Source organism: Mesorhizobium newzealandense (assembly GCF_042682145.1).
GTDB lineage: Bacteria > Pseudomonadota > Alphaproteobacteria > Rhizobiales > Rhizobiaceae > Mesorhizobium > Mesorhizobium newzealandense.
In genome coordinates, this window is the sequence record NZ_JBHUGZ010000007.1 from 151,408 (window position 1) to 172,851 (window position 21,444).

19 protein-coding genes are annotated in these 21,444 nt (G+C 61.8%); 14 read left to right on the forward strand and 5 right to left on the reverse strand.

The features are described from left to right. Nucleotides 1-227 precede the first annotated feature (227 nt). From ACFSOZ_RS09505 to ACFSOZ_RS09560, 12 genes are all read left to right on the forward strand, one after another. Nucleotides 228-2,717: a mechanosensitive ion channel family protein gene (locus tag ACFSOZ_RS09505; protein WP_379096472.1), complete on the forward strand. Its 2,490-nt coding sequence runs from the start codon at nucleotides 228-230 to the stop codon at nucleotides 2,715-2,717. 166 nt (nucleotides 2,718-2,883) lie between these two features. Continuing rightward, nucleotides 2,884-3,147: a hypothetical protein gene (locus ACFSOZ_RS09510; protein WP_167392187.1), complete on the forward strand. Its 264-nt coding sequence runs from the start codon at nucleotides 2,884-2,886 to the stop codon at nucleotides 3,145-3,147. A 226-nt stretch (nucleotides 3,148-3,373) separates the two neighbouring features. Beyond that, nucleotides 3,374-4,807, forward strand: coding sequence for a UbiA family prenyltransferase (locus tag ACFSOZ_RS09515; protein ID WP_379096475.1), 1,434 nt, complete (start codon nucleotides 3,374-3,376; stop codon nucleotides 4,805-4,807). 2 nt (nucleotides 4,808-4,809) lie between these two features. Beyond that, nucleotides 4,810-6,162 (forward strand): FAD-binding oxidoreductase, encoded by a 1,353-nt coding sequence (locus tag ACFSOZ_RS09520; RefSeq protein WP_379096477.1) that lies wholly within the window; start codon nucleotides 4,810-4,812, stop codon nucleotides 6,160-6,162. A 124-nt stretch (nucleotides 6,163-6,286) separates the two neighbouring features. Next, nucleotides 6,287-6,718, forward strand: coding sequence for an EamA family transporter (locus tag ACFSOZ_RS09525; RefSeq protein ID WP_379096479.1), 432 nt, complete (start codon nucleotides 6,287-6,289; stop codon nucleotides 6,716-6,718). Then, on the forward strand, nucleotides 6,715-7,722 hold the full coding sequence (locus tag ACFSOZ_RS09530) for an NAD-dependent epimerase/dehydratase family protein (RefSeq protein ID WP_379096482.1): 1,008 nt from the start codon (nucleotides 6,715-6,717) through the stop codon (nucleotides 7,720-7,722). Before ACFSOZ_RS09525 ends, ACFSOZ_RS09530 begins: the two co-directional genes overlap by 4 nt. 105 nt (nucleotides 7,723-7,827) lie before the next feature. After that, nucleotides 7,828-9,258: an aspartate aminotransferase family protein gene (locus ACFSOZ_RS09535; RefSeq protein WP_379098119.1), complete on the forward strand. Its 1,431-nt coding sequence runs from the start codon at nucleotides 7,828-7,830 to the stop codon at nucleotides 9,256-9,258. 23 nt (nucleotides 9,259-9,281) lie between these two features. Then, on the forward strand, nucleotides 9,282-10,514 hold the full coding sequence (locus ACFSOZ_RS09540; protein ID WP_379096485.1) for a hypothetical protein: 1,233 nt from the start codon (nucleotides 9,282-9,284) through the stop codon (nucleotides 10,512-10,514). Continuing rightward, entirely contained in the window at nucleotides 10,511-11,269 is a 759-nt protein-coding gene (locus tag ACFSOZ_RS09545) for an FkbM family methyltransferase (RefSeq protein WP_379096488.1), read from the forward strand. The genes ACFSOZ_RS09540 and ACFSOZ_RS09545 overlap by 4 nt, the downstream gene beginning before the upstream one ends. A 159-nt stretch (nucleotides 11,270-11,428) precedes the next feature. Continuing rightward, on the forward strand, nucleotides 11,429-13,990 hold the full coding sequence (locus ACFSOZ_RS09550) for a GcvT family protein (RefSeq protein WP_379096491.1): 2,562 nt from the start codon (nucleotides 11,429-11,431) through the stop codon (nucleotides 13,988-13,990). Between the two features lie 94 nt (nucleotides 13,991-14,084). Next, complete coding sequence (locus ACFSOZ_RS09555) at nucleotides 14,085-14,930, forward strand: DUF1194 domain-containing protein (RefSeq protein ID WP_379096495.1); 846 nt, start codon at nucleotides 14,085-14,087, stop codon at nucleotides 14,928-14,930. A gap of 112 nt (nucleotides 14,931-15,042) precedes the next feature. Further along, on the forward strand, nucleotides 15,043-15,387 hold the full coding sequence (locus ACFSOZ_RS09560; protein ID WP_379096498.1) for a peptidase inhibitor family I36 protein: 345 nt from the start codon (nucleotides 15,043-15,045) through the stop codon (nucleotides 15,385-15,387). A gap of 127 nt (nucleotides 15,388-15,514) precedes the next feature. On the opposite strand, the gene ACFSOZ_RS09565 is transcribed toward ACFSOZ_RS09560, so the two are convergent. The 3 genes from ACFSOZ_RS09565 to ACFSOZ_RS09575 all read right to left on the reverse strand — a co-directional run bounded on the left by ACFSOZ_RS09565 (nucleotide 15,515) and on the right by ACFSOZ_RS09575 (nucleotide 17,460). Beyond that, the gene (locus tag ACFSOZ_RS09565; protein ID WP_379096501.1) at nucleotides 15,515-16,453 is read right to left on the reverse strand and encodes a GlxA family transcriptional regulator; all 939 of its coding nucleotides are present in this window, start codon (nucleotides 16,451-16,453) and stop codon (nucleotides 15,515-15,517) included. Nucleotides 16,454-16,800: 347 nt separating this feature from the next. After that, nucleotides 16,801-16,935, reverse strand: a complete 135-nt coding sequence (locus ACFSOZ_RS09570) for a hypothetical protein (protein ID WP_013894968.1) — start codon at nucleotides 16,933-16,935, stop codon at nucleotides 16,801-16,803. Nucleotides 16,936-17,274: 339 nt separating this feature from the next. Beyond that, nucleotides 17,275-17,460 carry a hypothetical protein gene (locus ACFSOZ_RS09575; RefSeq protein ID WP_378915037.1) on the reverse strand — a complete coding sequence of 62 codons (186 nt, stop codon included), beginning with the start codon at nucleotides 17,458-17,460 and terminating at the stop codon, nucleotides 17,275-17,277. Between the two features lie 228 nt (nucleotides 17,461-17,688). Between ACFSOZ_RS09575 and ACFSOZ_RS09580 the strand changes: the two genes are divergently transcribed. Further along, a complete protein-coding gene (locus ACFSOZ_RS09580) occupies nucleotides 17,689-18,588 on the forward strand; it encodes a LysR substrate-binding domain-containing protein (protein ID WP_127291815.1) in 900 nt (299 codons plus the stop codon). Between the two features lie 133 nt (nucleotides 18,589-18,721). Here the strand turns inward: ACFSOZ_RS09580 and ACFSOZ_RS09585 are convergent, their stop codons facing one another. Together ACFSOZ_RS09585 and ACFSOZ_RS09590 are read right to left on the reverse strand one after the other, a co-directional pair. Beyond that, a complete protein-coding gene (locus tag ACFSOZ_RS09585) occupies nucleotides 18,722-19,669 on the reverse strand; it encodes an alpha/beta hydrolase (protein ID WP_379096505.1) in 948 nt (315 codons plus the stop codon). 234 nt (nucleotides 19,670-19,903) lie between these two features. Beyond that, nucleotides 19,904-20,089: a hypothetical protein gene (locus tag ACFSOZ_RS09590; protein WP_379096508.1), complete on the reverse strand. Its 186-nt coding sequence runs from the start codon at nucleotides 20,087-20,089 to the stop codon at nucleotides 19,904-19,906. 327 nt (nucleotides 20,090-20,416) lie between these two features. On the opposite strand from ACFSOZ_RS09590, the gene ACFSOZ_RS09595 reads away from it, so the two are divergent. After that, a complete protein-coding gene (locus ACFSOZ_RS09595; protein ID WP_379096511.1) occupies nucleotides 20,417-21,421 on the forward strand; it encodes an acyltransferase family protein in 1,005 nt (334 codons plus the stop codon). The last annotated feature ends 23 nt before the right edge of the window (nucleotides 21,422-21,444 follow it).

Consider the following 21,444-nt stretch of genomic DNA (forward strand, 5'->3'; position numbering starts at 1 on the left):
TGTCATCCGGTTCGGGCGATGCGGCAGACTATAGAGCAGGCCGCATCCGCAAAGCCAATATTGCGCCATTGCCTTTCGACTGGCCGACGCCTGGGGCAATGATCGAATGGGATCAGCGATCGGATGAGGCCGGCGATCGGACGCGATGGCTTGCCCCATGATATGGCCGTCTTTATCAAGGACAGGCTTTCAAATTGCCTTTGCCGCCCATGAGTCGCCAACAAATCATGCTTTTTCGATTGCTTCGCCTCATTTTGATCCTCGCGCTTGTTGTCTCGGCGCCGCCTCCGTTTGACGCGATGGCGCAAGCGCTTGGTCAGGGCGCTGCCGGATTGATCACCGATCAGCAGAAAGTCATCCAGGGCCTGACGGCCAAGACTGACGACCTCGAGAAGAAGATCCAGGAGAACGGTGAGGACGATGCCTCACTCGTTGATATCCGTCTGCAACTGGAGGACATGTCGCGGGCGGCACTCACCAGTGCGCTGGCGTTTCGTTCGCGTCTCACCGACATCAACAATCGGATCGAGACGCTAGGCCCGCCGCCAGCGGCGGGGCAGCCGCAGGAGCCCGACATTGTGACCGGCGAACGCCAGGCGCTGGCGTCGGAAAAGGCCGAGATCAACGCAGTCGTCGCCAGCGCGCAGAACCTGTCGATCCGCATCAGCGGGCTGATCGACAAGATCGGCAACATGCGCAGCGCGCTGTTCCGCAACCTTTTGACCAAGCGCTACGTGCTGTCCGATGCCCTGAGCCCGGAGGTCTTCTCGGACGCCACGGACGAATACGCCAACCTGTACAAGGCAGTTGCGTCCTGGCTGAGCTTTGCCTTCAAGTTCAAATTCAAGGCCATCCTGGCAGCGACCTTCGTGGCGCTCGGCTTGGCGCTGGTGCTGCTGGTCGGTGGCAGGCGCCTGTTCGGGCGGGTGTTCGAAGCCGATCCGACGGTCGAGGAACCATCCTATCTCAGCCGTCTGTCGGTGGCGTTCTGGTCGACCTTGCTGCCGTCGCTGGCGGTCGGCGTGTTCCTGGCCTCCACGGTGTTCTTTTTCAACTATTACAATGTGTTGCGCGGCGACATCGGCGTCTTCCTGAATGCGTTGGCGGCCGTCATCGCGGTGGTGTTCTGCGTCAACCGGCTGACCAATGCGGCGCTCGAGCCGCGGCTGCCGAACTGGCGGCTCATTCCCGTCGAAACCGGCCCGGCGCGGTGGCTGGTCCGGCTGACCACCGCCATGGCCGTGGTCATCGGCGTCAACTATTTCCTGTCGATCGTCAACGACAAGATGGGCTCGCCGCTGTCGCTGACCATCGCCCGCAGTTTCGGCTCCACCATCATCGTTGGCGTCATCCTGATCCTGATGGCGATGCTGAGGCCGTTCAAGGCGCATGACGGAAGCTGGCGGCCGTGGCCGGCATGGCTGCGCTACACATCGCTTGCGCTTGGCCTGTTCACCATCGTTGCGGCGCTGCTCGGCTATATCGGCCTTGCCCTGTTCGTTGCAATACAGGTCGTTGTTACCGGCACCGCCCTGATCACCGCCTATATCGGTTTCCTGTCGGCGCGGGCGATCGGCGAGGAGGGCGCGTTCGCCGACACGTCCGTCGGACGCTGGCTGTCGGCCAATTCGAGTTACGAAGACGCCGCCCTCGATCAGCTCGGCCTCGTCGTCAGCGTCGCCATCAATCTGATGATCGTGCTGGTGTTCCTGCCGCTGATCCTGTTGATGTGGGGCTTCCAGCCCGGCGACATCGAGGCCTGGGCCTACAAGCTGGCAACCGGGATCACCATCGGCTCGGTGACGATCTCGGTCACCGGCATTCTTTCGGGCATCGTCGTCTTCATCATCGGCTATTTCCTGACGCGCTGGTTCCAGGGCTGGCTCGACGGGTCGGTGATGGCGCGCGGCAAGGTCGATACCGGAGTGCGCAACTCGATCCGGCTGGCGGTCGGTTATGCCGGTGTCGCGCTGGCGGCACTGGTCGGCATATCGGCGGCGGGCATCGACCTGTCCAGTCTTGCGCTGGTTGCCGGTGCTCTTTCCCTCGGTATCGGCTTTGGCTTGCAGAATGTGGTGTCCAATTTCGTCTCCGGCCTGATCCTTTTGGCCGAGCGGCCATTCAAAGTCGGCGACTGGATCGTCGCCGGCGATGTCAGCGGTACCGTCAAGAAGATCAGCGTGCGCGCCACCGAGATCGAGACCTTCCAGCGGCAGTCGGTGATCCTGCCCAATTCGAACCTGATCAACAATGCCGTAGGCAACTGGACGCATCGCAACAAGCTCGGCCGCGTCGACATCAAGGTCGGCGTCGCCTATGGCAGCGACGTCAAACAGGTTCACGCCATCCTGCTGGACATCGCCCGCAGCCACCCGCTGGTGCTGAAGAACCCGGAACCTTTCGTTCTGTTTTCCAATTTTGGCGCGGCCGCACTCGAGTTCGAGATCCGCGTGTTCCTGGCCGATGTGATGAACGGCAATATCGCGCAGAACGACATCCGTTTTGCCGTGCTCGAGAAATTCAGCGGCGAGCACATCGAGATTCCCTCGACGCCGCGCGCCGTCGTCGAGGTCCACAAGCCCAAGGCCTGGCCGACCGACGACGACAAGATCGAGGCCGATTTCGTTGAACAGGAGGAGGCCAAGGTGGAGGCCACTGCAGCGGCGAAGCGGCTCGCCAAATCGGGACGCAAGGTGCGCAAGCCAGATCCCGACTAGGTTGTCCTGATAGTCAGCAGCGCCCGCTCGTAACCCTCCAAAGCCAATTGCGGCATGAATGCGGCATTCAGTTGCGGTTCAGCTTCCATCTCATATAAGCTCCCATGCAAAGGCAAGAATGCCTTGCGAAATGCAACAGAGGCGGTGGGAACACCGATATTGCAACATGTGGAAGTCTCTCGTCGCTGCCGTCGCCCTGGCCGCCGCCATCGGCTCGACTCATGCCGCCAGCGCGGTCAACAAGGACGCCGAGACCCGCACGCTGATCGTGACCGAGGGCGGCAGCAAATCTGACCTTGCGCTGGCCGCTGGCGAAACCGTTGAATTCTGCCCGAACGGCTGCTTCGTCACCTTGCCCAATGGCGACCTCGAAGCTCTCACCGGCTCGGAAACGGTTGAGATCTCGGGCGGCGTCGCCCGCATCAAGTAATTCCAACGGCATGACTGGAAAGGCCGGGCATTTGCCCGGCCTTTTATTGTTTCCGGCCATTGCTGCTTAACGATGACAGGGGAAATACCGCGGCACGAAGCGGCCCACACCGGGCGTTTTAACGTTCGCTATGCCGTTCCCCGCTATACCAGCTTCAAGACGCCGAAACGCGGCGCGCATCGAGTTTCCGGTTTTCCGGATCACACGCTGGCAGGGCAGGACAGACATGGACGCGCGGTCGGACAGGAACGCAATACCGCTTGCGGTCGATCTCGACGGCACGCTGCTCGCGACCGACCTGTTGTGGGAAGGGCTGTTCATCCTTCTCAAGAAGAACCCGCTCTATATCTTCCTCATACCTTTCTGGGCCGCTGGCGGGCCGGCCCGGTTGAAACAGGCGATCGCCCAACGCATCGACATCGATCCGGCCTCGCTGCCCTATCGCGAGGTGCTGCTTCGCCGCCTCCGGACCGAGCACGCCGAGGGCCGCAAGATCGTGCTGGCGACCGGCACGCCGCGCAAGTTCGCCGACGCCATCGCTGCCCATCTCGGCATTTTCGACCAGGTGCTGGCCACAGACGGTCCCGACAATCTCACCTCCGGCAAGAAGCGCGCCTCACTGATCGCGGCCTATGGCGATGGCGGCTTCGACTATGCCGGCAACAGTCGCCATGACCTCCCGGTCTTCGACGCGGCGCGCACGGCAATCGTCGTGGCGCCCGACCGTCATGCCTCGCGCTGGCAGGCTGCACATGGCGCCGAAGCGATGCCAGTGCCGAAGCCGACGTTGCGGACTGTCGTCAAGATGCTGCGCGTGCATCAGTGGCTGAAGAACTCGCTGATCGCCGTGCCGATGGTGCTCTCGCATGAATATTTCAACACCAACATGATCTGGCAATGCCTGGTGGCGTTCGTCTCGTTCAGCGCGGTGGCGTCGGCCATTTACATCCTCAACGATTTCTTCGATCTCGCGCTCGACCGCAAGCACGCCACCAAGCGCAACAGGCCGTTCGCCAGCGGTGCGCTGTCGATCCCGTTCGGGCTTGGCGCGATCGCGGTGCTTCTGGCGATCGGCATCGGCACCGGCGCCCTGATATCGCTCGAATTCCTGGCGGTGCTCGGCGGCTATATGGTGGTCACGACGGCCTATTCGCTGTCGTTCAAGCGCATGCTCCTGGTCGACGTGCTGACGCTTGCCGGCCTCTACACGATCCGCGTCCTGGCGGGTGCGGCCGCGACCGGTGTCGACGTCTCGTTCTGGTTACTCGCCTTCTCGATCTTCTTCTTCCTGTCGCTGGCGCTGGTGAAGCGCTTCGTCGAACTGCGCACCACCGCCATCCCACCCGGCGAGCGCATTGCCGGCCGCGGCTATCGCACCGAAGATCAGGAGATCGTCGCCCAGGCCGGCATGGCTTCGGCCTTCTCCTCGGCACTGGTGCTGGCGCTCTACATGGACAGCGTCGCGGTGCGTGAGCTCTATCCGCATCCATGGCTGATCTGGCCGCTGGCGCCGATCGTGCTTTATCTCACCATGCGCGTGTGGATCCTGGCGCGCCGCGACGAGATGCATGACGACCCGGTCGTCTTCATCATCCGCGACTGGCGCAGCCAGATCGTGGTGCTGATCGGCGCGGTGATGCTGGTCATCGGGGGCTGGTAGGCGTGGTTGCCGAACGCTTCCCAAGCTTTGGCCTTGCCACGCCGCCGGCGCCCCGCGCGATCGGTGCCGACGATGGCATTGCGCTGCTGAAGGGCGGTCAGGCGAAACCGGCGTCGCTGCTCGCCTATGGCAACGGCCGCTCCTATGGCGATTCCTGCCAGAACGAGACCGGCACCGTCGTCGATATGCGGCCGCTGAACCGGATCCACGCCTTCAATGCCGAGACAGGCCTGCTCGAGGCGGATGCCGGCGTGCTGTTGTCCGACATCATCGCATACGCTGCGCCCTACGGCTTCTTCCCGGCGGTTGTTCCGGGCACCCAATTCGTCACCCTCGGTGGCGCCATCGCCAATGACGTGCATGGCAAGAACCATCATCGGCGCGGCACGTTCGGCTGCCATGTCGCGACCTTGACGCTGCTGAGGTCCGACGGAAGGACCCGTCGCTGTTCGGCGACCGACAATGCCCGGCTGTTTCGGGCGACGATCGGTGGCATGGGGCTGACCGGCCTCATCCTGTCGGCCTCGATCCGGTTGATGCGGGTGCCTTCGCTCGACATTGTCGAGACGGCGACGCCGTTTCGCGATCTCGGCGAATTTTTCGGGCTAGCCGAGGCGGCGGACCAGGCCAATGAATACGCGGTCGCCTGGATCGACCAGCTGGCCGGCGGCCGCAACAGCGGCCGTGGCCTGCTGTTCACCGGCAATCATGCCGAGCACGGCTCGCACGCCGCCTCGCGCGCCGGCGGCAATCTCTCGGTGCCGGTCCAGCCGCCGTTCAATGTCCTCAACCGGCCGTTCCTGACCGCCTTCAATGCCGCCTACCGGTGGAAGAAGGGGCGGACGACGGCGCCGCGCCAGGTCGGTTACCAGGGTTTTTTCTTTCCGCTCGACGGTGTGCGCGACTGGAACCGGCTTTACGGACCGAAAGGGCTTTTCCAGCACCAGAGCGTGGTGCCGGAAGAGACGGCGAGCGAGGCGGTGCCGGCGCTGCTGGCGGCTGCAAGGCGGGCCGGGCAGGGGTCGTTCCTCACGGTGCTGAAGCGGTTTGGCTCTATCCGCTCGCCGGCACTGCTGTCGTTCCCGTGTCCCGGCTACACGCTGACGCTGGATTTCCCCAATAGGGGGGCGGCGACGCTGGCGCTGCTGCGGGAGCTCGATCGCATCACGATCGAGGCCGGCGGCGGGGTCAATCCCTACAAGGATGCCCGCATGGGTGCCGACATCTTCGCCTCGTCCTTTCCCGAATGGCCACGCCTGGAGGGGCTCCGCGATCCCGCCTTCATGTCGAGTTTCTGGGCGCGGACGGCAAAGAAGCTCGACATGCGGCACGGTGCCGTCGAGGCTGCGGAATAGGTAAAATTTGAAGTAAGTTTGGTTGGCGTATCGCTAACTCTACAGTTCATTCAAAACATTCTTGTGGCTTCACGAAATGTTTGCGGGTTTGTAATAGGAAGCGTGAAGGGGTGGTTGGGAACACATGAAATACATCGTCTTCATTCTCTTTACGGTCATGACCAATGCTGCTGCGCAGCTGATGCTGAAGCAAGGCATGATGTCGCTCGGGCCGATCTCGTTCGAGGGCGTCAATCCCCTGGTCAAGCTGTTGCAGATCGTCTTCAGCCCCTGGGTGTTCCTCGGCCTGTGCACCTTTGTCATCTCGATGGCCTCGCACCTCTATGTGCTGTCCAAGGTCGAGCTTTCCTTCGCCTATCCGTTCCTCAGCCTCGCTTATGTCGCCGTCGCGATCTTCGCCTATTTCGTCTTCCGCGAGGATCTCAATGGCTGGCGCATCGCCGGCATCGCCTGCATCTGCGTCGGCACGGTGCTGATTGCCCAGAGTGGGCGCGGGCATGACGAGGAAACGGCTTCTCTTTCGTCAGACAAGATTCACAGCGAGATTATTCGATGAGACATGTGATTTTCGGCGGCGACGGCTTCGTCGGCCGCCACCTTGCCCCGAAACTTGTGGCCGATGGTGAAGAGGTTGTCGTCGCCGACATCGCCAGGAGCGACCTGCCGCATTACCGCAACGTCAGCTTCATTAAGTGCGACGTCACCGATCCGACCTCGGTCGCCGCGGTTGGGCTCAAGGCCGACGACATGGTCTACAACCTGTCGGCCAAGATGCTGTCGCCGATCCAGGTGCGCGCCAAGCGGCACGATTTCTTCTTTCCGGTCAATTTCCATGGCACCGAGCACATCATGCAAGCCATGGACAAGGCCGGCGCGCCCAAGCTCGTCCACTACACGACCGACATGATCTACGGCCACACGGTGACCCAGCCGATGACCGAGGAGCATCCGGTGGCGCCGCTTGGCGAATATGGCTGGTCGAAGCAGAAGACAGAGGAACTGGCGGCCGAATGGCGCAAGCGCGGCATGTCGATCTCGCTGTTTCGCCCGCGCCTGATCATTGGCCCCGGCCGGCTCGGTATTCTCGAAAAGCTGTTCAAGCTGATCGACTGGAATTTTCCGGTGCCGATGATCGGCTCGGGCAGGAACCCCTACCAGTTCATCTCGGTGTTCGACTGCGCCGAGGCGGCGCGTGCCGCCTGGAAGGCCGGGGTGCCGAACGAGGCCTATAATCTCGGCTCGCTCAGCCCGCCGCCGGTGAAGAAGCTGCTCGGCGACCTGATCAGGCATGCTGGTTCGAAATCGATCCTGATCCCGACGCCGGGCTGGGCGGTGAAGCGCACGCTCGACCTGCTTGACCTCTTGAACATGCCGATCATGGATCCGGAGCAGTATCTGATCGCCGACGAGGAATGCGTGCTCGATGTCTCCAAGGCCGAGCGCCAGCTCGGCTGGGTGCCGCAATACCGCGACGAGGACATGCTGATCGCTGCCTACAGCGAGTACCGTGCCAAGAAGGCCGGTCACGCCGTCGCCACCAAACAAGTGCCCGCCGAATAGCGGGCTCGCAAAACAGCTTTCGTTGCGCACGATCCTGGTCATGCGCGCAGACAGGAGATTGAAATGACCGTCATGGCCAAGCCCGAACAGACCAGCGCGCGCACCATGGTCAGCGCGCCGGCGCTGTCGCCCGTCACCATCGCCAAGCCCGACCTGATCAGCGTCGAGCAGGCTAAGGCGATGGACGTCGCCCGCATGACCGACCTGTTCAAGGCGCATCTCAATCCCGGCCAGCTGCATTTCATGAAGCTGCTCGGCTTCCACAAGATCAAGATCGAGCGCGCCGACGGCATGTTCTACATCGACCAGAACGGCCGCAAGATCCTCGATTTCTTCGGCGGCTTCGGTTCGCTGGCGTTCGGCCACAACCATCCGCGCATCCTGGAAGCGCGGAAAAAATTCCAGGAAGAGAAGCGCCAGGAAATCGCCATTGCCTTCATGTCGCAATATGCGGCGGCACTTGCGCACAACATCGCCAAATGCTCGCCAGGCGATCTCGACATGGTGTTCCTCGGCTCGTCGGGCTCGGAAGCGATGGAAGCGGCGGTGAAGCTCGCCGAGCGCGCCGCCGGCCCGAAGCGGCCGAAAATCGTCTATGCCGAGAATTCGTTCCACGGCAAGACCAAGGGTGTGCTGGGCATCACCGACGGCCAGCTCTACCGCGCCGACTTCAAGATGGCGCAGAATACGGTCCGCATTCCGTTTGCTGACATCGAAGCGGTCGAGCGCCTTTTCCGCTCCGATCCGGAGGTCGGCGTCATCGTGCTTGAAACCATCCAGGGCGGCGGCGGCATCATCCAGGCGCCGGCCGAATACTGGCAGAAGCTGCGCGCGCTGTGCGACCAGTATGGCGTGCTGTGGGTCGCCGACGAAGTGCAGTGCGGCTATGGCCGCTCGGGCCGCTTCTATGCCTTCGAACACTACGGTGTCATTCCGGACGTGACGGCGCTGGCCAAGTCGCTCGGCGCCGGCAAGGCGGCGGTCGGCGCGATGATCGCGCGGCGCGAGGTCTATATGAAGGCCTATGGCACGCCGAAGACGGCGATGATCCATGCCATGGCGACCTTCGGCGGCATGGGCGAGGCCTGCGTCACCTCGATCGAGGGGCTCAACGTGCTCTATGACGAGGGGCTGATCGACAACGCCGCCGTCACCGGGGATTACCTGCTGCAGCGGCTGCAGGTGCTCAAGGACAAATACCCGAAGATCATCAAGGATGTGCGCGGCAGGGGGTTCATGGTCGGGCTGGAGTTCCACGACTTCTCGCAGACCTTGCCGATGGTGCTGCGGCCGATCGTCAGCGTGCTCGACGACAAGCTGAAGGGGTCGCTGTCTGGCTTCGTCGGGGCGTTGCTGTTGCGCGACTACGACGTGCTCGTCGCCTTCACCGAATACAACCGCAACGTCATCCGGCTCGAGCCGCCGCTGATCTGCCAGCGTGAGCATGTCGACCGCTTCGTCGATGCCTTCGACAGCCTGCTGTCGCGCGGCATCGTGTCGATCGTCAAGGATTTCGTCAAAAGCCAAGTCCGTTAAAGCAAAGCTCGCCGAGCAAGATCATGCTGACCAAGTCTCCTGCAGCGAAAAACCCACTCGACCGGCTCACCGAGGCCGGTCTGGCGTGGGGCGAGGGGACCTATGCACGGCTGGCGGCACCCATCGGCGCGGCGGCTTTCGCGCTCTACATCCTGTTGACGGCGTTCACGGCATGGGTGATGCCGGACGCCAACTGGGACATGCTGCCCTATCTCGCCATCGCCGAGGAAGGCACCTATCCCGATCCACAGGCGCTGCATGACTATGCCTACAGCACCGTCAAGGCCGGCGTGTCGGCGGGCGACTACAAGGCGCTGACCGACGATGACGGCGGCTTCCGCAGCCATATGACGGAGAATGCCGCCGACTTTCATTCGCTGCTTGGCATGTACCGGATCAAGTTCCTCTATGCCGAGATCCTGTCGACGATGAGTTCGGTGATGTCGCCGGTCGAGGCGATGCGGCTCGTCTCGGTGCTTTTCGTGCTGCTGTTCGGCGCGATCGCGCTGCTCTGGCTGCGCTCGGAGCGGGCACTGGCGTTGGCGCCTGTGGTCGGCGCGGTGCTGATCATGGCCGACTTCGGCGACGTGGCGCGCGCTTCGACGCCTGACCTGCTGTGCTCGGCGCTGTTCCTCGGCGGGCTCTACGCCTATGTCCGCGGCCGTGAGGCGGCAACGGCGATCCTGCTCTTCCTTGCCTTCATGGCGCGGCCGGACAACATTGTTTTCCTTGCAATTTTCGCCGTGCTTCTGGTCACTCTCCGGCAGAAGGCGTGGGGCGCGCTGGCCGGCTTTGCCGCGTCCTTCGTCGCCTATTTCGCCATTTCGCACTGGGCGCATCATCCCGGCTGGTGGCCGCATCTGTGGTTCTCCAGCATCGAGCAGCATTACAATATGGATGGGTTCGAGCCGGCGTTCTCGGTCACCGCCTATCTCAGGGCGTTTGCTACATCACTGCTGCGCGCCGTCAGCCTGAACAGCTGGGTCGGCGTGTCGGTGCTGGCGCTGGCCGGTTGGTATGCGGCCGGCCGCGCCGGCTTCCGCCTCGACCGCCGCGCCGGCATATTGTTTGCGGCGCTGGTGCTCGGCGTGCTGGCGAAATTCGCGGTCTTCCCGATCCACGACACCCGCATCTACTTCCCCAATCTGATCCCGCCGTTCCTGTTGCTGGCGACGCCGCTGATGGCGCTGTGGGCGACAGTGGCCCATGGCCAGCATCGCGCCGCCCTGCACGTCATTCCCGGAGACAAGTCATGAGTTCCGTATCCAACCTGGCGCGCATTGCCCTTTCGCTCGGCCTTCCCACAGGCGTTCTCGATCGCGGGCCGTCGCTGCGCGGCACGAAGTTCCTGGCCAAGGCGGCGCTGAAGGCGCGCTTTGGTGGAGCGGGGCGACCGTTCCAGATGGTCAATGTCGGCGCCTGCGACGGCGCGCTGTTCGATGACGTCACGCCGTGGCTGCACCGCATAGCTGGCGCACGCGCCATGCTGGTCGAGCCGATCCCGTACAATCAGAAGCGGCTGCGCGCCAACTATCCCGACACGAGCCGGTTCATCATCGAGCCGGTGGCGGTGACGAAGAGCAAGGGCACGATCACCGTCCACACCTTCGATGCCGCCGCACTTGAGGCAGGCACATTGCCGATCGAGTTCATCGGCTGCTCGTCGGTCACCGACACCAATCTGATGTCGGGCAAGAATGCCTGGGGCGAGGCCGACGCCAATTTCAACAAGTTCGCGCCGCATCTGAGGGACATCGAGGTGCCGTCGGAGACTTTGCAGACGCTGCTCGACCGCAACGGCATCAGCCATATCGACGCCTTCCTCGTCGATTGCGAGGGCGCCGACTGGATCGTGTTCGAACAACTCGACCTCCAGCGTTATCGCCCAGGCATGATCAAGGTCGAGGTCGGTGCTCTGCCGGCCGCCGAGATCGGCCAGGTCGTGGTCAAGCTGAAGACATCAGGATACCAGGTCGGCTTCCAGGCCGAGGATATCTGGGCCTTCGCCTGAGCTGATCTTTCGATCGAAAAGAGAACCGCCCAAGGCGCCCGATGTGAACCATTCGGCCGTCTGGTCGCTCGGCTTTTTGCCAATGTCGCAAACAGGCTTCATCAGGCCCACCGCTCCGCCCTATAGTCCGCCCGCTTTATCACTTTGGAGTCGCGGGCAATGGCAGAGTTTCCGAAAAAGGCGAAGGTCGTCATCGTCGGCCTGGGCGGTATTGTCGGCGCATCGATCGCCCATCATCTGATCGAACGCGGCTGGGACGATATTGTCGGCATCGACAAGTCCGGCATCCCGACCGACATCGGCTCGACGGCGCACGCCTCCGACTTCTGCTACACCACCAGCCACGATTTCCTGTCGTGCTGGACGACGCTCTACTCCATCGATTTCTACGAGAAGATGGGCCACTACGCGCGCATCGGCGGCCTCGAAGTGGCCCGCGTCGGCGACGACAGCCGCATGGAAGAGATCAAGCGCAAGATCGCCTCGGCCAAAGCTTTCGGCACGCGCGCCCGCCTGATCGAACCCGCCGAGATCAAGCAGAAATTTCCGCTGATCGAAGAAGGGATGGTACAGGGCGGCCTGTGGGATCCAGACGCCGGTCTGGTGATCCCGCGCTCGCAGACTGTCGCCGGCAAGCTGGTCGACCAGGCGGAAGCCTCCGGCAAGCTCAAGTCCTTCGCCAACACACCGGCCAGGTCACTCATAGTCAAGGACGGCCGCATCACCGGTGTGGTGACCGACCGCGGCACCATCGAGGCCGATTACGTGGTCGTCTGCGCCGGCATTTGGGGTCGACTGATCGCCGAGATGGTCGGCGAAGACCTGCCGGTCATGCCTATCGACCATCCGCTCACCTTCTTCGGCCCGTACAACGAGTTCGCCGGCACCGGCAAGGAGATCGGCTGGCCGCTGCTGCGCGACCAGGGCAACTCGGCCTATATGCGCGACACCGGCGACCCCAAGACGGCCGAGGGCGGGCAGATCGAATGGGGTTACTACGAAGAGACCAATCCGCGCCTTTGCCATCCGCGCGATCTCCTCGAAAAGCATGAAGCGCGGCTCTCGCCTTCGCAGCGCGACCTCGACATGGAGCAGATCCTGGGGCCGCTCGAGCGCGCCATGGAACTGACGCCGATCCTGGGTGAACTTGGCTACAACGAGAGCCATTCCTTCAACGGTCTTCTGCAAGTGACGGCGGATGGCGGCCCTTCGATGGGCGAAAGCCAGAAGGTCAGGGGCCTGTGGTATGCCGTCGCCATCTGGGTCAAGGACGGGCCTGGCATGGGCAAGCTGATCGGCGACTGGATGACGGACGGCCGCACGTCGATCGACCATCACGCCATCGACTATGCGCGCTTCTATCCGCACCAGACGAAGGAGCAGTTCATCTGGGATCGCTGCACCGAGACGGCGATGAAGGTCTACAATCCGGCGGTGCATCCGCGCGAACCGTTCTCGAAGGGTCGCAACATCCGACGCTCGCCGTTCTGGGAGCGCGAGAAGGAACTCGGCGGCTATTTCATGGAACTGGGCGGCTGGGAGCGCGCCCATGGCTACGCCGCTAACGAGCATCTCTTGGAGAAATTCGGCAACCGCGTGCCTTTGCGTGAGAACGAGTGGGACAACCGCCATTTCTGGCGCGTCTCCAATGCCGAACACCTCGCCATGAGTGAGGATTGCGGCATCGTCAACCTGTCGCACTTCGCCATGTACGATATCGAAGGTCCCGACCATGTCGCGCTGCTGGAGTGGCTGTGCGCGGCCAAGATCGGTGGCGACAACAACATCGGCAAGGGCATCTACACCCACTTCCTCGACGAGGAAGGCATGGTGCGCGCCGACTTTACCGTCATCCGCATGGCCGACCGCTGTCGTTTGATCGACGGGGCGGATGCCGGCCCGCGCGACTTCCAGTACTTGCGCCGCACGGCGCAGGACAAAGGTTTCGATGTCACCATCACCGATGTGACCGAGAAATTCGTTACCGTCGGCATCTGGGGTCCGAACGCGCGCGCGACCTTGCAGAAGGTGGTCGAGACTCCGGACGGGCTCTCGATTGAAAACTTCCCGTTCGCGGCGATCAAGCCGGTCAGGATCGGCGGCAAGGATGTCACGGCTTTCCGCATCTCCTATGTCGGCGAGCAGGGTTGGGAACTGCATATGCGCTACGAGGACGGCCTGGCAGTCTGGGATGCCTTGCGTTCGACCGGCGTGATGCCCTTTGGCGTCGAGACCTATGCCAACACCCGCCGCATGGAAAAGAGCCTGCGCCTGCAGAACGCCGACCTTCTGACCGAGTACAACCTGCTCGAAGCCGATCTGGCCCGTCCGAAGGTCAAGGAGAACGACTTTTGCGGCAAGGCGAAGCACGTTGAATACCGCGCCCGCGAGCACCAGCCGGCCATGCTGTGCACGCTGGTGATGACCGAGAATGTCGATGCGAAAGGCGTTGCCCGCTATCCCGTCGGCACGATGCCGGTGATGGACCCGAAGACGGGCGAAACGCTGGTCGACGAACTCGGCCGCCGGTCGTTCACGACGTCGATGGCCTATGGGCCCACCATCGGCAAGAACATCGGTCTTGCGTATCTGCCGTGGGCGTATGCCCAGGAAGGCCGCAAGCTCTCCATCGAGTATTTCGGTGAGACCTACCCGGTCGAAATCGCGGCGGTCGGCTACAAGCCGCTCTACGACCCGGAAAATATCAAGCCGCGCAGCTGAGTGCTCGCAGGGCGCGAAACAGCGTGATGCAAAGCCCGGCTCATGGCCGGGCTTTTCTCTTTTTAAACGGGCGATTCTCGCTTACCCTTGCGGCATGTCTGCTTTTTCTTGTGCAAGACATTTCCTCTCGGGCGGTGCAGCGCTGGCGCTGTTCTGGCTGACGCCGGTGTGCCTCGCCGACGAACAGGTCGATGTCGAGCTGGTGCTGGCCGTCGATGTTTCGCTGTCGATGTCGCCGGATGAACTCGAAATCCAGCGTCACGGCTACGCAGCGGCGCTGACGCACGACAACGTGCTGCAGGCCATTGCCGATGGTGCCCACGGCAAGATCGCCGTCACCTATGTCGAATGGGCCGGCACCACCTGGCAGCGCGTGATCGTGCCGTGGACGGTGATCGCCAGCCGTGCCGACGCGGAGCGGGTGGTCGCGCAATTGTCCGCCCAGCCGCCTGGCAGCGCGCGGCGTACCTCGATTTCCGGCGCGCTGGAATTCGGCTACGATCTTTTCGCCGAAAGCGGCTACCAGGGGACGAAGCGGGTCATCGACATTTCGGGTGACGGCCCCAACAACCAGGGCGCGCCGGTCAATCTCACCCGCGACGACCTGATCAAGCAAGGCATCGTCATCAACGGCCTGCCACTGATGACCCGGGGCGGCTTTTCCGGCGCCTACGACGTCAACAATCTCGATCGCTACTACAGCGACTGCGTCATCGGCGGCCCTGGTGCCTTCATGATCCCGGTCAACGACTGGACGCAATTTCCCGAGGCCATCCGCCGCAAGCTGGTGCTGGAGCTTGCCGGTCCGGCCTCGCCGCAATGGGCGGCGGAAGAAGCCGCGCATCCGCCTGTTGTATTGGCGCAGGACAAGCCCGCCAGCGACTGCCTGGTCGGCGAGAAAATGTGGCGCAACCGCAGCTGGATGTTCGACAGCCGCTAGGCTTGCCTCTCCGGCAGCCGCCAGGTTTGCCTCTCCGGCCAAAGCAATGGCAAACTTGCGAGAACGCGCGATCCCGCGGCGGGCGCCGCGGTTAGAACCGAGGAAACACCAGATGAAACGTCTTGCCATCCTGACTGCCGTCGCGTCCGTGCTTTGTGCCGATGGCGCCAGCGCCCAATATGTCGATGAGCCCGCCTGCATCATGTTCGAGCACGCCAATTTTCGCGGGCGGTCTATCGGAATGGGGCCTGAGGATTCCGTGAACTTTCGCGGCGGTCAGTTCTGGAACGACCGCGTGTCGTCGGTGATCGTTCGCCGTGGCTGCACGCTCATTGCCTATGAGGACTCGCGACTGGAAGGCCGTTCGATCGAGATCAGGCGCAGGATCCGCAATTTCGGTGGCAGCGAGTGGAACGACCGCATCTCGTCGGCGGAGTGTTATTGCGACGACTATTGAAGCGATGCCGGATTTCTGGCGGCCAGTGCCGTTTCGCCGGCCGGCCGCCCGGCTGACCGAAGATATCCGCGTCGAAGCGATGCGCACTGCACAGACGCAGCCGGCGTAGCTTCCCAAATCTATCGGATCAAGCGGCCAGCAGCTGCTTGCGGTCGACGCGTTCCTGCTGCGGCGAGCGGGCGTAGAGCTCTCGGTAGCATTTCGAGAAATGCGAGGCCGAGACGAAGCCGCAGGCAACCGCGACCTCGACCACCGGCATCGACGACTGGATCAGCAGATGCCGGGCGCGGTCGAGCCGGATTTCCAGATAGTAGCGGGCAGGGGAGCGTCCCATCTCGGTGCGGAACAGCCGCTCGATCTGGCGGCGCGACAGGTCGACATGGTCGGCGATCTCGATCAGCGACAGCGGCTCGGACAGGTTCGCCTCCATCAGCTCGATGATGGTCAGCACTTTCGAGTTCTGGACGCCGAGGCGGGCGCGCAGCGGCAGGCGCTGGCGGTCGGTCGGGCTGCGCACGCGGTCGGTCAGCACCTGCTCGCAGACGCGGTTGACGAGGTTCTCGTCGAAATCGTCGCCGATCAGCTTCAGCATCATGTCGAGTGCGGCGGTGCCGCCGGCGCAGGTGTAGATGTTCTGGTCGATTTCGAACAGGTCGGCGAAGACATTGGCCTTCGGATACGCCTCGGAAAAGCCCGGCAGGTTTTCCCAGTGGATGGCGCAGCGCTTGTTGGACAGCAGGCCGGCGGCGGCAAGGATATGCGCGCCGGTGCAGAGGCCGCCGACGGCGACGCCGCGATTGTACTCCTCGCGCAGCCAGGCGAAGGCCGACTTGTTTTGATAGCGCTCGACATTGATGCCGCTGCAGACGATGGCCATGTTCGGCCGGTCAGGGCCTGCCATCTTCTTGCGCTCTTCCTCCAGCGAGGTGTTGACCGCGCATTCGACCCCGTTCGAGGCACGCACCGGCTTGCCGTCGATGCTGGCGAGACGCCAGCGATAGGCCTCATAGCCGAGCATGCGGTTGGCCGAGCGCAGCGGGTCGAGTGCGGTCGCAAAAGCGATCATGGTGAAATCGGGGACAAGGAAGAATACAAACGATCGCTTGATCGGATGCTTAACGGCGTTCAAAGGAACCTCACACAGCCATGGCGCGAACAGGATGTCGCGAATAGCATAGCGACATCAGGAAAAACCATGTCTGTCAATCGGCTACGCTGCCAGGACGAGATTAAATTTGCGACACGGGTCGCAAATGGGCAATCGGCGTGCAGCGAGGCCTGGAAGCAGCACCCAACTGTTCAAGGGACAGGCAAATTGCGCCTTGTGGCAGAACAAAAACGCCGCCTTGGCTGGAGCCAGGCGGCGTTACAGTTTTAAAGCAGCGGCAGGGAAGCGCTGCTTGCAAAAAAAGTTCAGGCGACGAAGCCGAGGCGCGCCGCAGCCATCGCGCCGGTCTGGCCGGGCATGGTGTTGGCGAGGCGCTGACGCTCGAGAGCGGTGGTCAGGTTCATTTCGCGGCGGGCGAAGAGGCGGGCAAAAAGCTTCATGATCATCTCCATTCGGTTGCTCAGACGGGTCGCCTTCGCTTGATGGAGTGGGGCAGCTCGTTTGCTGGCGCTGATATAGGCTTGTGCTGCGTAAAACTAAATCGCAAAAGCGAAGCGCTTGATATGAAATGCGACACCGATTGCGACAATTTTGGGCAAGATGCCAGAAATTTACGATTATTTACAAGGCACTAATTGGGGAAGTGGGTCGCTATGCGGCTTGCTCATATGCGTCATGCGCTGGCGACATGGCTTCAAAAGTCATTTGAATACAAATAAAACAGAGAAGGCCTGCCGGGCGGGCTGCGCGGCAGGCCTTCAGCACTTGCTACACACGATCTACTTTGCTCCAGCCCAGGATCCGACGCCATTGCGAAGACCGGTCTTGGTGTCTGCAGCTTCAGGCCAGCCGATATCCTTCTGCAATTCGATCGGCAGGGAGTGGATGGCGCGTTCGGTCTGGTAGCGGGCGCGGGCGGCGCTGAATTCGGTCGCGATCCGACCGATGGACGACAGGATAGACATTTCATTCTCCTTTGGTGGCGGGGCGGAACAGTCCGACCCTGGATGTGAGGCGTTGCACGCGGCGTGTTTCAACCCCATTTCATGTCGATTGCAGGTTTGTCTCGTGGCCGTTTCGGGGCCACTTCCAATGCGTCCTGCCTCGATGGTGTTGACTATCCTCCCAATCTGATGTTCAATCAAACGAAATGGAATGATGCTTTGTATCAGAAAAATTGAAGGTCAATTCCCATGAACGCCCCGCTCAATCATCCACTGCCACTGCTCGATCTCGACGTTTTGCGCACTTTCGTGGCGATTGCAGAGACCGGCAGCTTCACCACCGCCGCCAATGCCGTGTTCCGCACGCCGTCGGCTGTCTCCATGCAGATCAAGAAGCTGGAGGACATTCTTGGCCGCTCGGTGTTCGCGCGCGACGCCCGCTCGGTGTCGCTGACCACGGATGGCGAAATGCTGCTCGGCTATGCCCGCAGGCTGCTGTCGATCAACCGCGAGGTGGTGTCGAAGTTCATCATTCCCGACATCGTCGGCGTTGTCCGGCTCGGCTCGCCGGATGATTATGGCGAACGCGTGCTGCCACATGTGCTGAAGCGTTTCGCGCAATCGCATCCGTCGATCGCCGTCGATGTCACTATCGACCAGAGCAGCAATCTGCGCCGGCGCATGGACGACCGGGCGCTCGACATCACGCTGTTGACCAATTCATACAAGACCAGCGCGCTGGGCGCCGAGGTGCTGCTCACCGAGCCGATCGTCTGGGCCGGCGCCAAGGGCGGCTGCGCGCATCTGCGCGAACCCTTGCCGGTATCGCTGTGGGAAGAGGGCTGCGCCTGGCGGGCGGGCGCACTTGATGCGCTTGGCCGCGAGGGCCGCAACTACCGCATCGCCTATATGAGCGCCCACACGGCCGGACAGCGCGCTGCGATCATGTCCGATCTCGCCGTGGCGCCGCTGCCGAAGTCATTCCTCGGCAACGACATGGTCGAACTCTGCCCGAAGGACGGCATGCCCGACATAGGCACCTACAATCTGGCAATGGTGGTGGCGCCGGACGCCAGCGCGCCGGTCAAGGCCGTCGCCGACCATATCCGCGCGACCTTCGAAGTGTTCCGGGAAACCGGCAAGTTCTGATCCGGTAATAGAGCGGTTCATCGTTTCGCGAAAACGCAGAACCGCTCTATTTCTTTTTTTGACGCAATTCCGGACGGAAAACCGTTTTCACATTTTCCTGGAATAGCTCCAGCGTCGACCGAGAGCAGAAGCGCTACTCCGCCGCTTCGGCGGCCGGCATTTCGAAGCTTGTATCTTGCCTGATCGGCGTGCGGCTCTCGCTCAGAAACGCGACGATATGCTGGCGGGCGCGGCGCGCTTCCGGCATGTCGATCAATGGCCAGACGTGGAACATGCCTTCCTCATAGACGACATTGACTTCGACGCCGGCGGCACGCGCCTTTTCGGCGAAGATCAGATTGTCGGGACTGAGCAGGTCGTGCGAGCCGGTCAACAGCAGCGTTTTCGGCAATACCGACAGATCGCCATAGAGCGGGCTGATGTGCCAGTCGTTGCGGTCGATGCCGGCACTGTACATCCGGATCGCCTCCAGGCCGCCGGGTATGCCAAGCCACGGATCATTGCGTTCGGCCTCGAACAGCTTTGGGTTGGAAAGCGACATGTCGAGGCCAGGTGAAATCAGCACATGGCGCGACGGCAGGGGCAGGGCCTCTTCCGCGGCCATCATGGTCAGCACCACGGCCATGTTGCCACCGGCGGAATCGCCCATAAACACGATATCCTCAGCCTCCGTCTCGTCGAGCATCTGGCGGTAGACGTCGCCGACCATGCCAAACATGGCGTGGAAATCGTGTTCGGGAGCGATGGGATAGATCGGCACGGTGATACCGTAACCCAGCCGGTCGGCCATGTCGGCGATCAGGTGCCAATGATAGGGCGTGATTTCAAAGACATAGGCGCCGCCGTGCAGATAAAGAATTCGCTTCTGCTCGCCGGCCCTGGGGGCAATTTCATAGACGGGAAAGCCATCGACCGCATGCATCTCGATGTCGAGACGCTGACGCAGCGAGACGGGCGGCTGGTGGTTCTCGGTCTTGCGCGCGGCAGCGATCCAGCGCTGCAGGTTTTCCGGGCTGGCAAACGCCTTTTTGCGGCTGTGCCGGAGCACGAACGATACAAAGTGGCTTTTGAAACTTGGCATGCGGGTACACGAACTCCGGCTGCAGCCGACTAAGAGAATTCCCCCTCGCTTGCGAAGATCGTGCCGTGGCCGAAAATGTCAAGTTTTACGCTATGTCTACACGGTGGTGTGATCCGCGCCGCGTTTGTCAGCGACGCAGCAGAAGTGCGGCCTGCAGCCGGATGTTGCCAGGCGCCGAGGCCGCATATGGGCTCCGACGCCTGACGAGCAGCTTGCATTTGTCGGCGAATGTCATCAGCGCGCCGTACCCAGAAGCAGCGAGATGAGCGCGGCCTGCGGGTCGTTCGGCGGCGATGCCGGCCAACCAATATCCTTCTGGACGTGCGCCGGCAGGTTGTTCATGGCCCGGATCGACTTCTTGCTGTCGTGGGCAATCTTGATGGCCACACCATAGCGGCCGAGGCTTTCGAACATCGACATTTTGGTTTCCTCCGGAAGGTCACAGCGGCAGGAAGACATTTCCGGCCGGCCCTTCGATGACGGCTTAAATGCGCCGCGCATGTTTCCAGCGGATTTCACGAAAACAACGCTTCGGTTTCCGGATCAGGCAGATCCGGAAACATTTGCATACAAATGAAATTGCATTTGATCGACGCCGGAGCGGGCTATCGTCGGCTGCGTGAAAAACGAGCAAATGGAATGCTGAATTTCCACCTTAAGATTTTGCCAAGTTGACAAATGGCGCTAGATATTCGCTATTGTGCAATGCAACATTTTTGATGGGAGGGGTCGTTAAGGGGTACAGGTTTGAATGAAATCCATAGTATTCAGTATCTTCGTGGATTTGCCGCTTCCGCAGTAGTCTGTTTTCATATCAACGAGCAGTTCAACGGCCCGTTCGCGATTGGTGCAGCAGGCGTTGACATCTTCTTTGTAATTAGCGGTTTCATCATGTGGGTGTCGACGGTCGATCGCCCTGTCGCTGCACAGCGCTTCATGTGGCAGCGAATTGTTCGCATCGTGCCACTTTATTGGATAGTTACGTTGCTGACTGCGTTGGCAATTTTCGTCAAGCCGCAGTTTCTCTTCGGACACGTGCTGAGCCCTGCAAATTTTTTCGGGTCGCTGCTGTTTTTTCCAATGATGCAGAACGGGTCACTTCATCCCGTGGTGATCCAAGGCTGGACCCTATGCTATGAAATGATGTTTTACATCGTTTTCGCCTTGTCGCTCTTGCTGGCCAAGAAGCAGCGTTTTGGAGCGCTGATCGGCGCGATGCTGGGGATGGTCGCAATGAACTTTTTCCTGCTGCAAGGGTACCCGGGGGCCTTTACCTCTCCCATCGTGCTCGAGTTCGCGGCCGGTGTTGTCGTCGGGCGGCTGTGGATGAAGGATATCCGGCTCCAGCTTATGCTGGCGCTGGCGCTGTTTGTTGGCGGATTTCTCTTGCTGATGACCGCCCAGATGCTTGACCCTGAAATGCCCCGCGTCTTGCGTTGGGGCATTCCGGCGACCCTTGTCGTTGCCGGCGCGGTTTTTGCCGAGCGCGCGAGCCCGTTCAGGCCCATGGCCTTGCTTACATTTTTAGGCAATGCCTCGTATTCGATCTACATCTGGCACGTGCTGGTGGCTGTCGTGGTGACCGGTATCATGCTGCGGTTTGGAGTTCCGTCAAGCTGGCAGCCGGCGTCGATTGCCTTTGTAAGCATTGCGATTTCCGCGGCGCTCTATCTGGTTGTTGAAAAACCGCTGACCGGTTTGCTCAAATCCGTCACGCGCCAAAAGCCTGCCGCAGGTCAGGCCGCAGTCTGACTTGCGTCTGCCGCAGATTGAAA

What these genes read in the sequence shown, in the direction of transcription:
- ACFSOZ_RS09590 (WP_379096508.1), bottom strand. Translation starts at nt 20,089, where the DNA reads ATGTCGATGTTCGAAAGCCTCGGCCGCTATGGTGTGGCCATCAAGATT.
- ACFSOZ_RS09525 (WP_379096479.1), top strand. Translation starts at nt 6,287, where the DNA reads ATGAAATACATCGTCTTCATTCTCTTTACGGTCATGACCAATGCTGCT.
- ACFSOZ_RS09570 (WP_013894968.1), bottom strand. Translation starts at nt 16,935, where the DNA reads ATGAAGCTTTTTGCCCGCCTCTTCGCCCGCCGCGAAATGAACCTGACC.
- ACFSOZ_RS09575 (WP_378915037.1), bottom strand. Translation starts at nt 17,460, where the DNA reads ATGTCTATCCTGTCGTCCATCGGTCGGATCGCGACCGAATTCAGCGCC.
- ACFSOZ_RS09535 (WP_379098119.1), top strand. Translation starts at nt 7,828, where the DNA reads ATGGTCAGCGCGCCGGCGCTGTCGCCCGTCACCATCGCCAAGCCCGAC.
- ACFSOZ_RS09510 (WP_167392187.1), top strand. Translation starts at nt 2,884, where the DNA reads ATGTGGAAGTCTCTCGTCGCTGCCGTCGCCCTGGCCGCCGCCATCGGC.
- ACFSOZ_RS09560 (WP_379096498.1), top strand. Translation starts at nt 15,043, where the DNA reads ATGAAACGTCTTGCCATCCTGACTGCCGTCGCGTCCGTGCTTTGTGCC.
- ACFSOZ_RS09565 (WP_379096501.1), bottom strand. Translation starts at nt 16,453, where the DNA reads ATGATCGCTTTTGCGACCGCACTCGACCCGCTGCGCTCGGCCAACCGC.
- ACFSOZ_RS09580 (WP_127291815.1), top strand. Translation starts at nt 17,689, where the DNA reads ATGAACGCCCCGCTCAATCATCCACTGCCACTGCTCGATCTCGACGTT.
- ACFSOZ_RS09505 (WP_379096472.1), top strand. Translation starts at nt 228, where the DNA reads ATGCTTTTTCGATTGCTTCGCCTCATTTTGATCCTCGCGCTTGTTGTC.
- ACFSOZ_RS09515 (WP_379096475.1), top strand. Translation starts at nt 3,374, where the DNA reads ATGGACGCGCGGTCGGACAGGAACGCAATACCGCTTGCGGTCGATCTC.
- ACFSOZ_RS09550 (WP_379096491.1), top strand. Translation starts at nt 11,429, where the DNA reads ATGGCAGAGTTTCCGAAAAAGGCGAAGGTCGTCATCGTCGGCCTGGGC.
- ACFSOZ_RS09545 (WP_379096488.1), top strand. Translation starts at nt 10,511, where the DNA reads ATGAGTTCCGTATCCAACCTGGCGCGCATTGCCCTTTCGCTCGGCCTT.
- ACFSOZ_RS09555 (WP_379096495.1), top strand. Translation starts at nt 14,085, where the DNA reads ATGTCTGCTTTTTCTTGTGCAAGACATTTCCTCTCGGGCGGTGCAGCG.
- ACFSOZ_RS09530 (WP_379096482.1), top strand. Translation starts at nt 6,715, where the DNA reads ATGAGACATGTGATTTTCGGCGGCGACGGCTTCGTCGGCCGCCACCTT.
- ACFSOZ_RS09540 (WP_379096485.1), top strand. Translation starts at nt 9,282, where the DNA reads ATGCTGACCAAGTCTCCTGCAGCGAAAAACCCACTCGACCGGCTCACC.
- ACFSOZ_RS09585 (WP_379096505.1), bottom strand. Translation starts at nt 19,669, where the DNA reads ATGCCAAGTTTCAAAAGCCACTTTGTATCGTTCGTGCTCCGGCACAGC.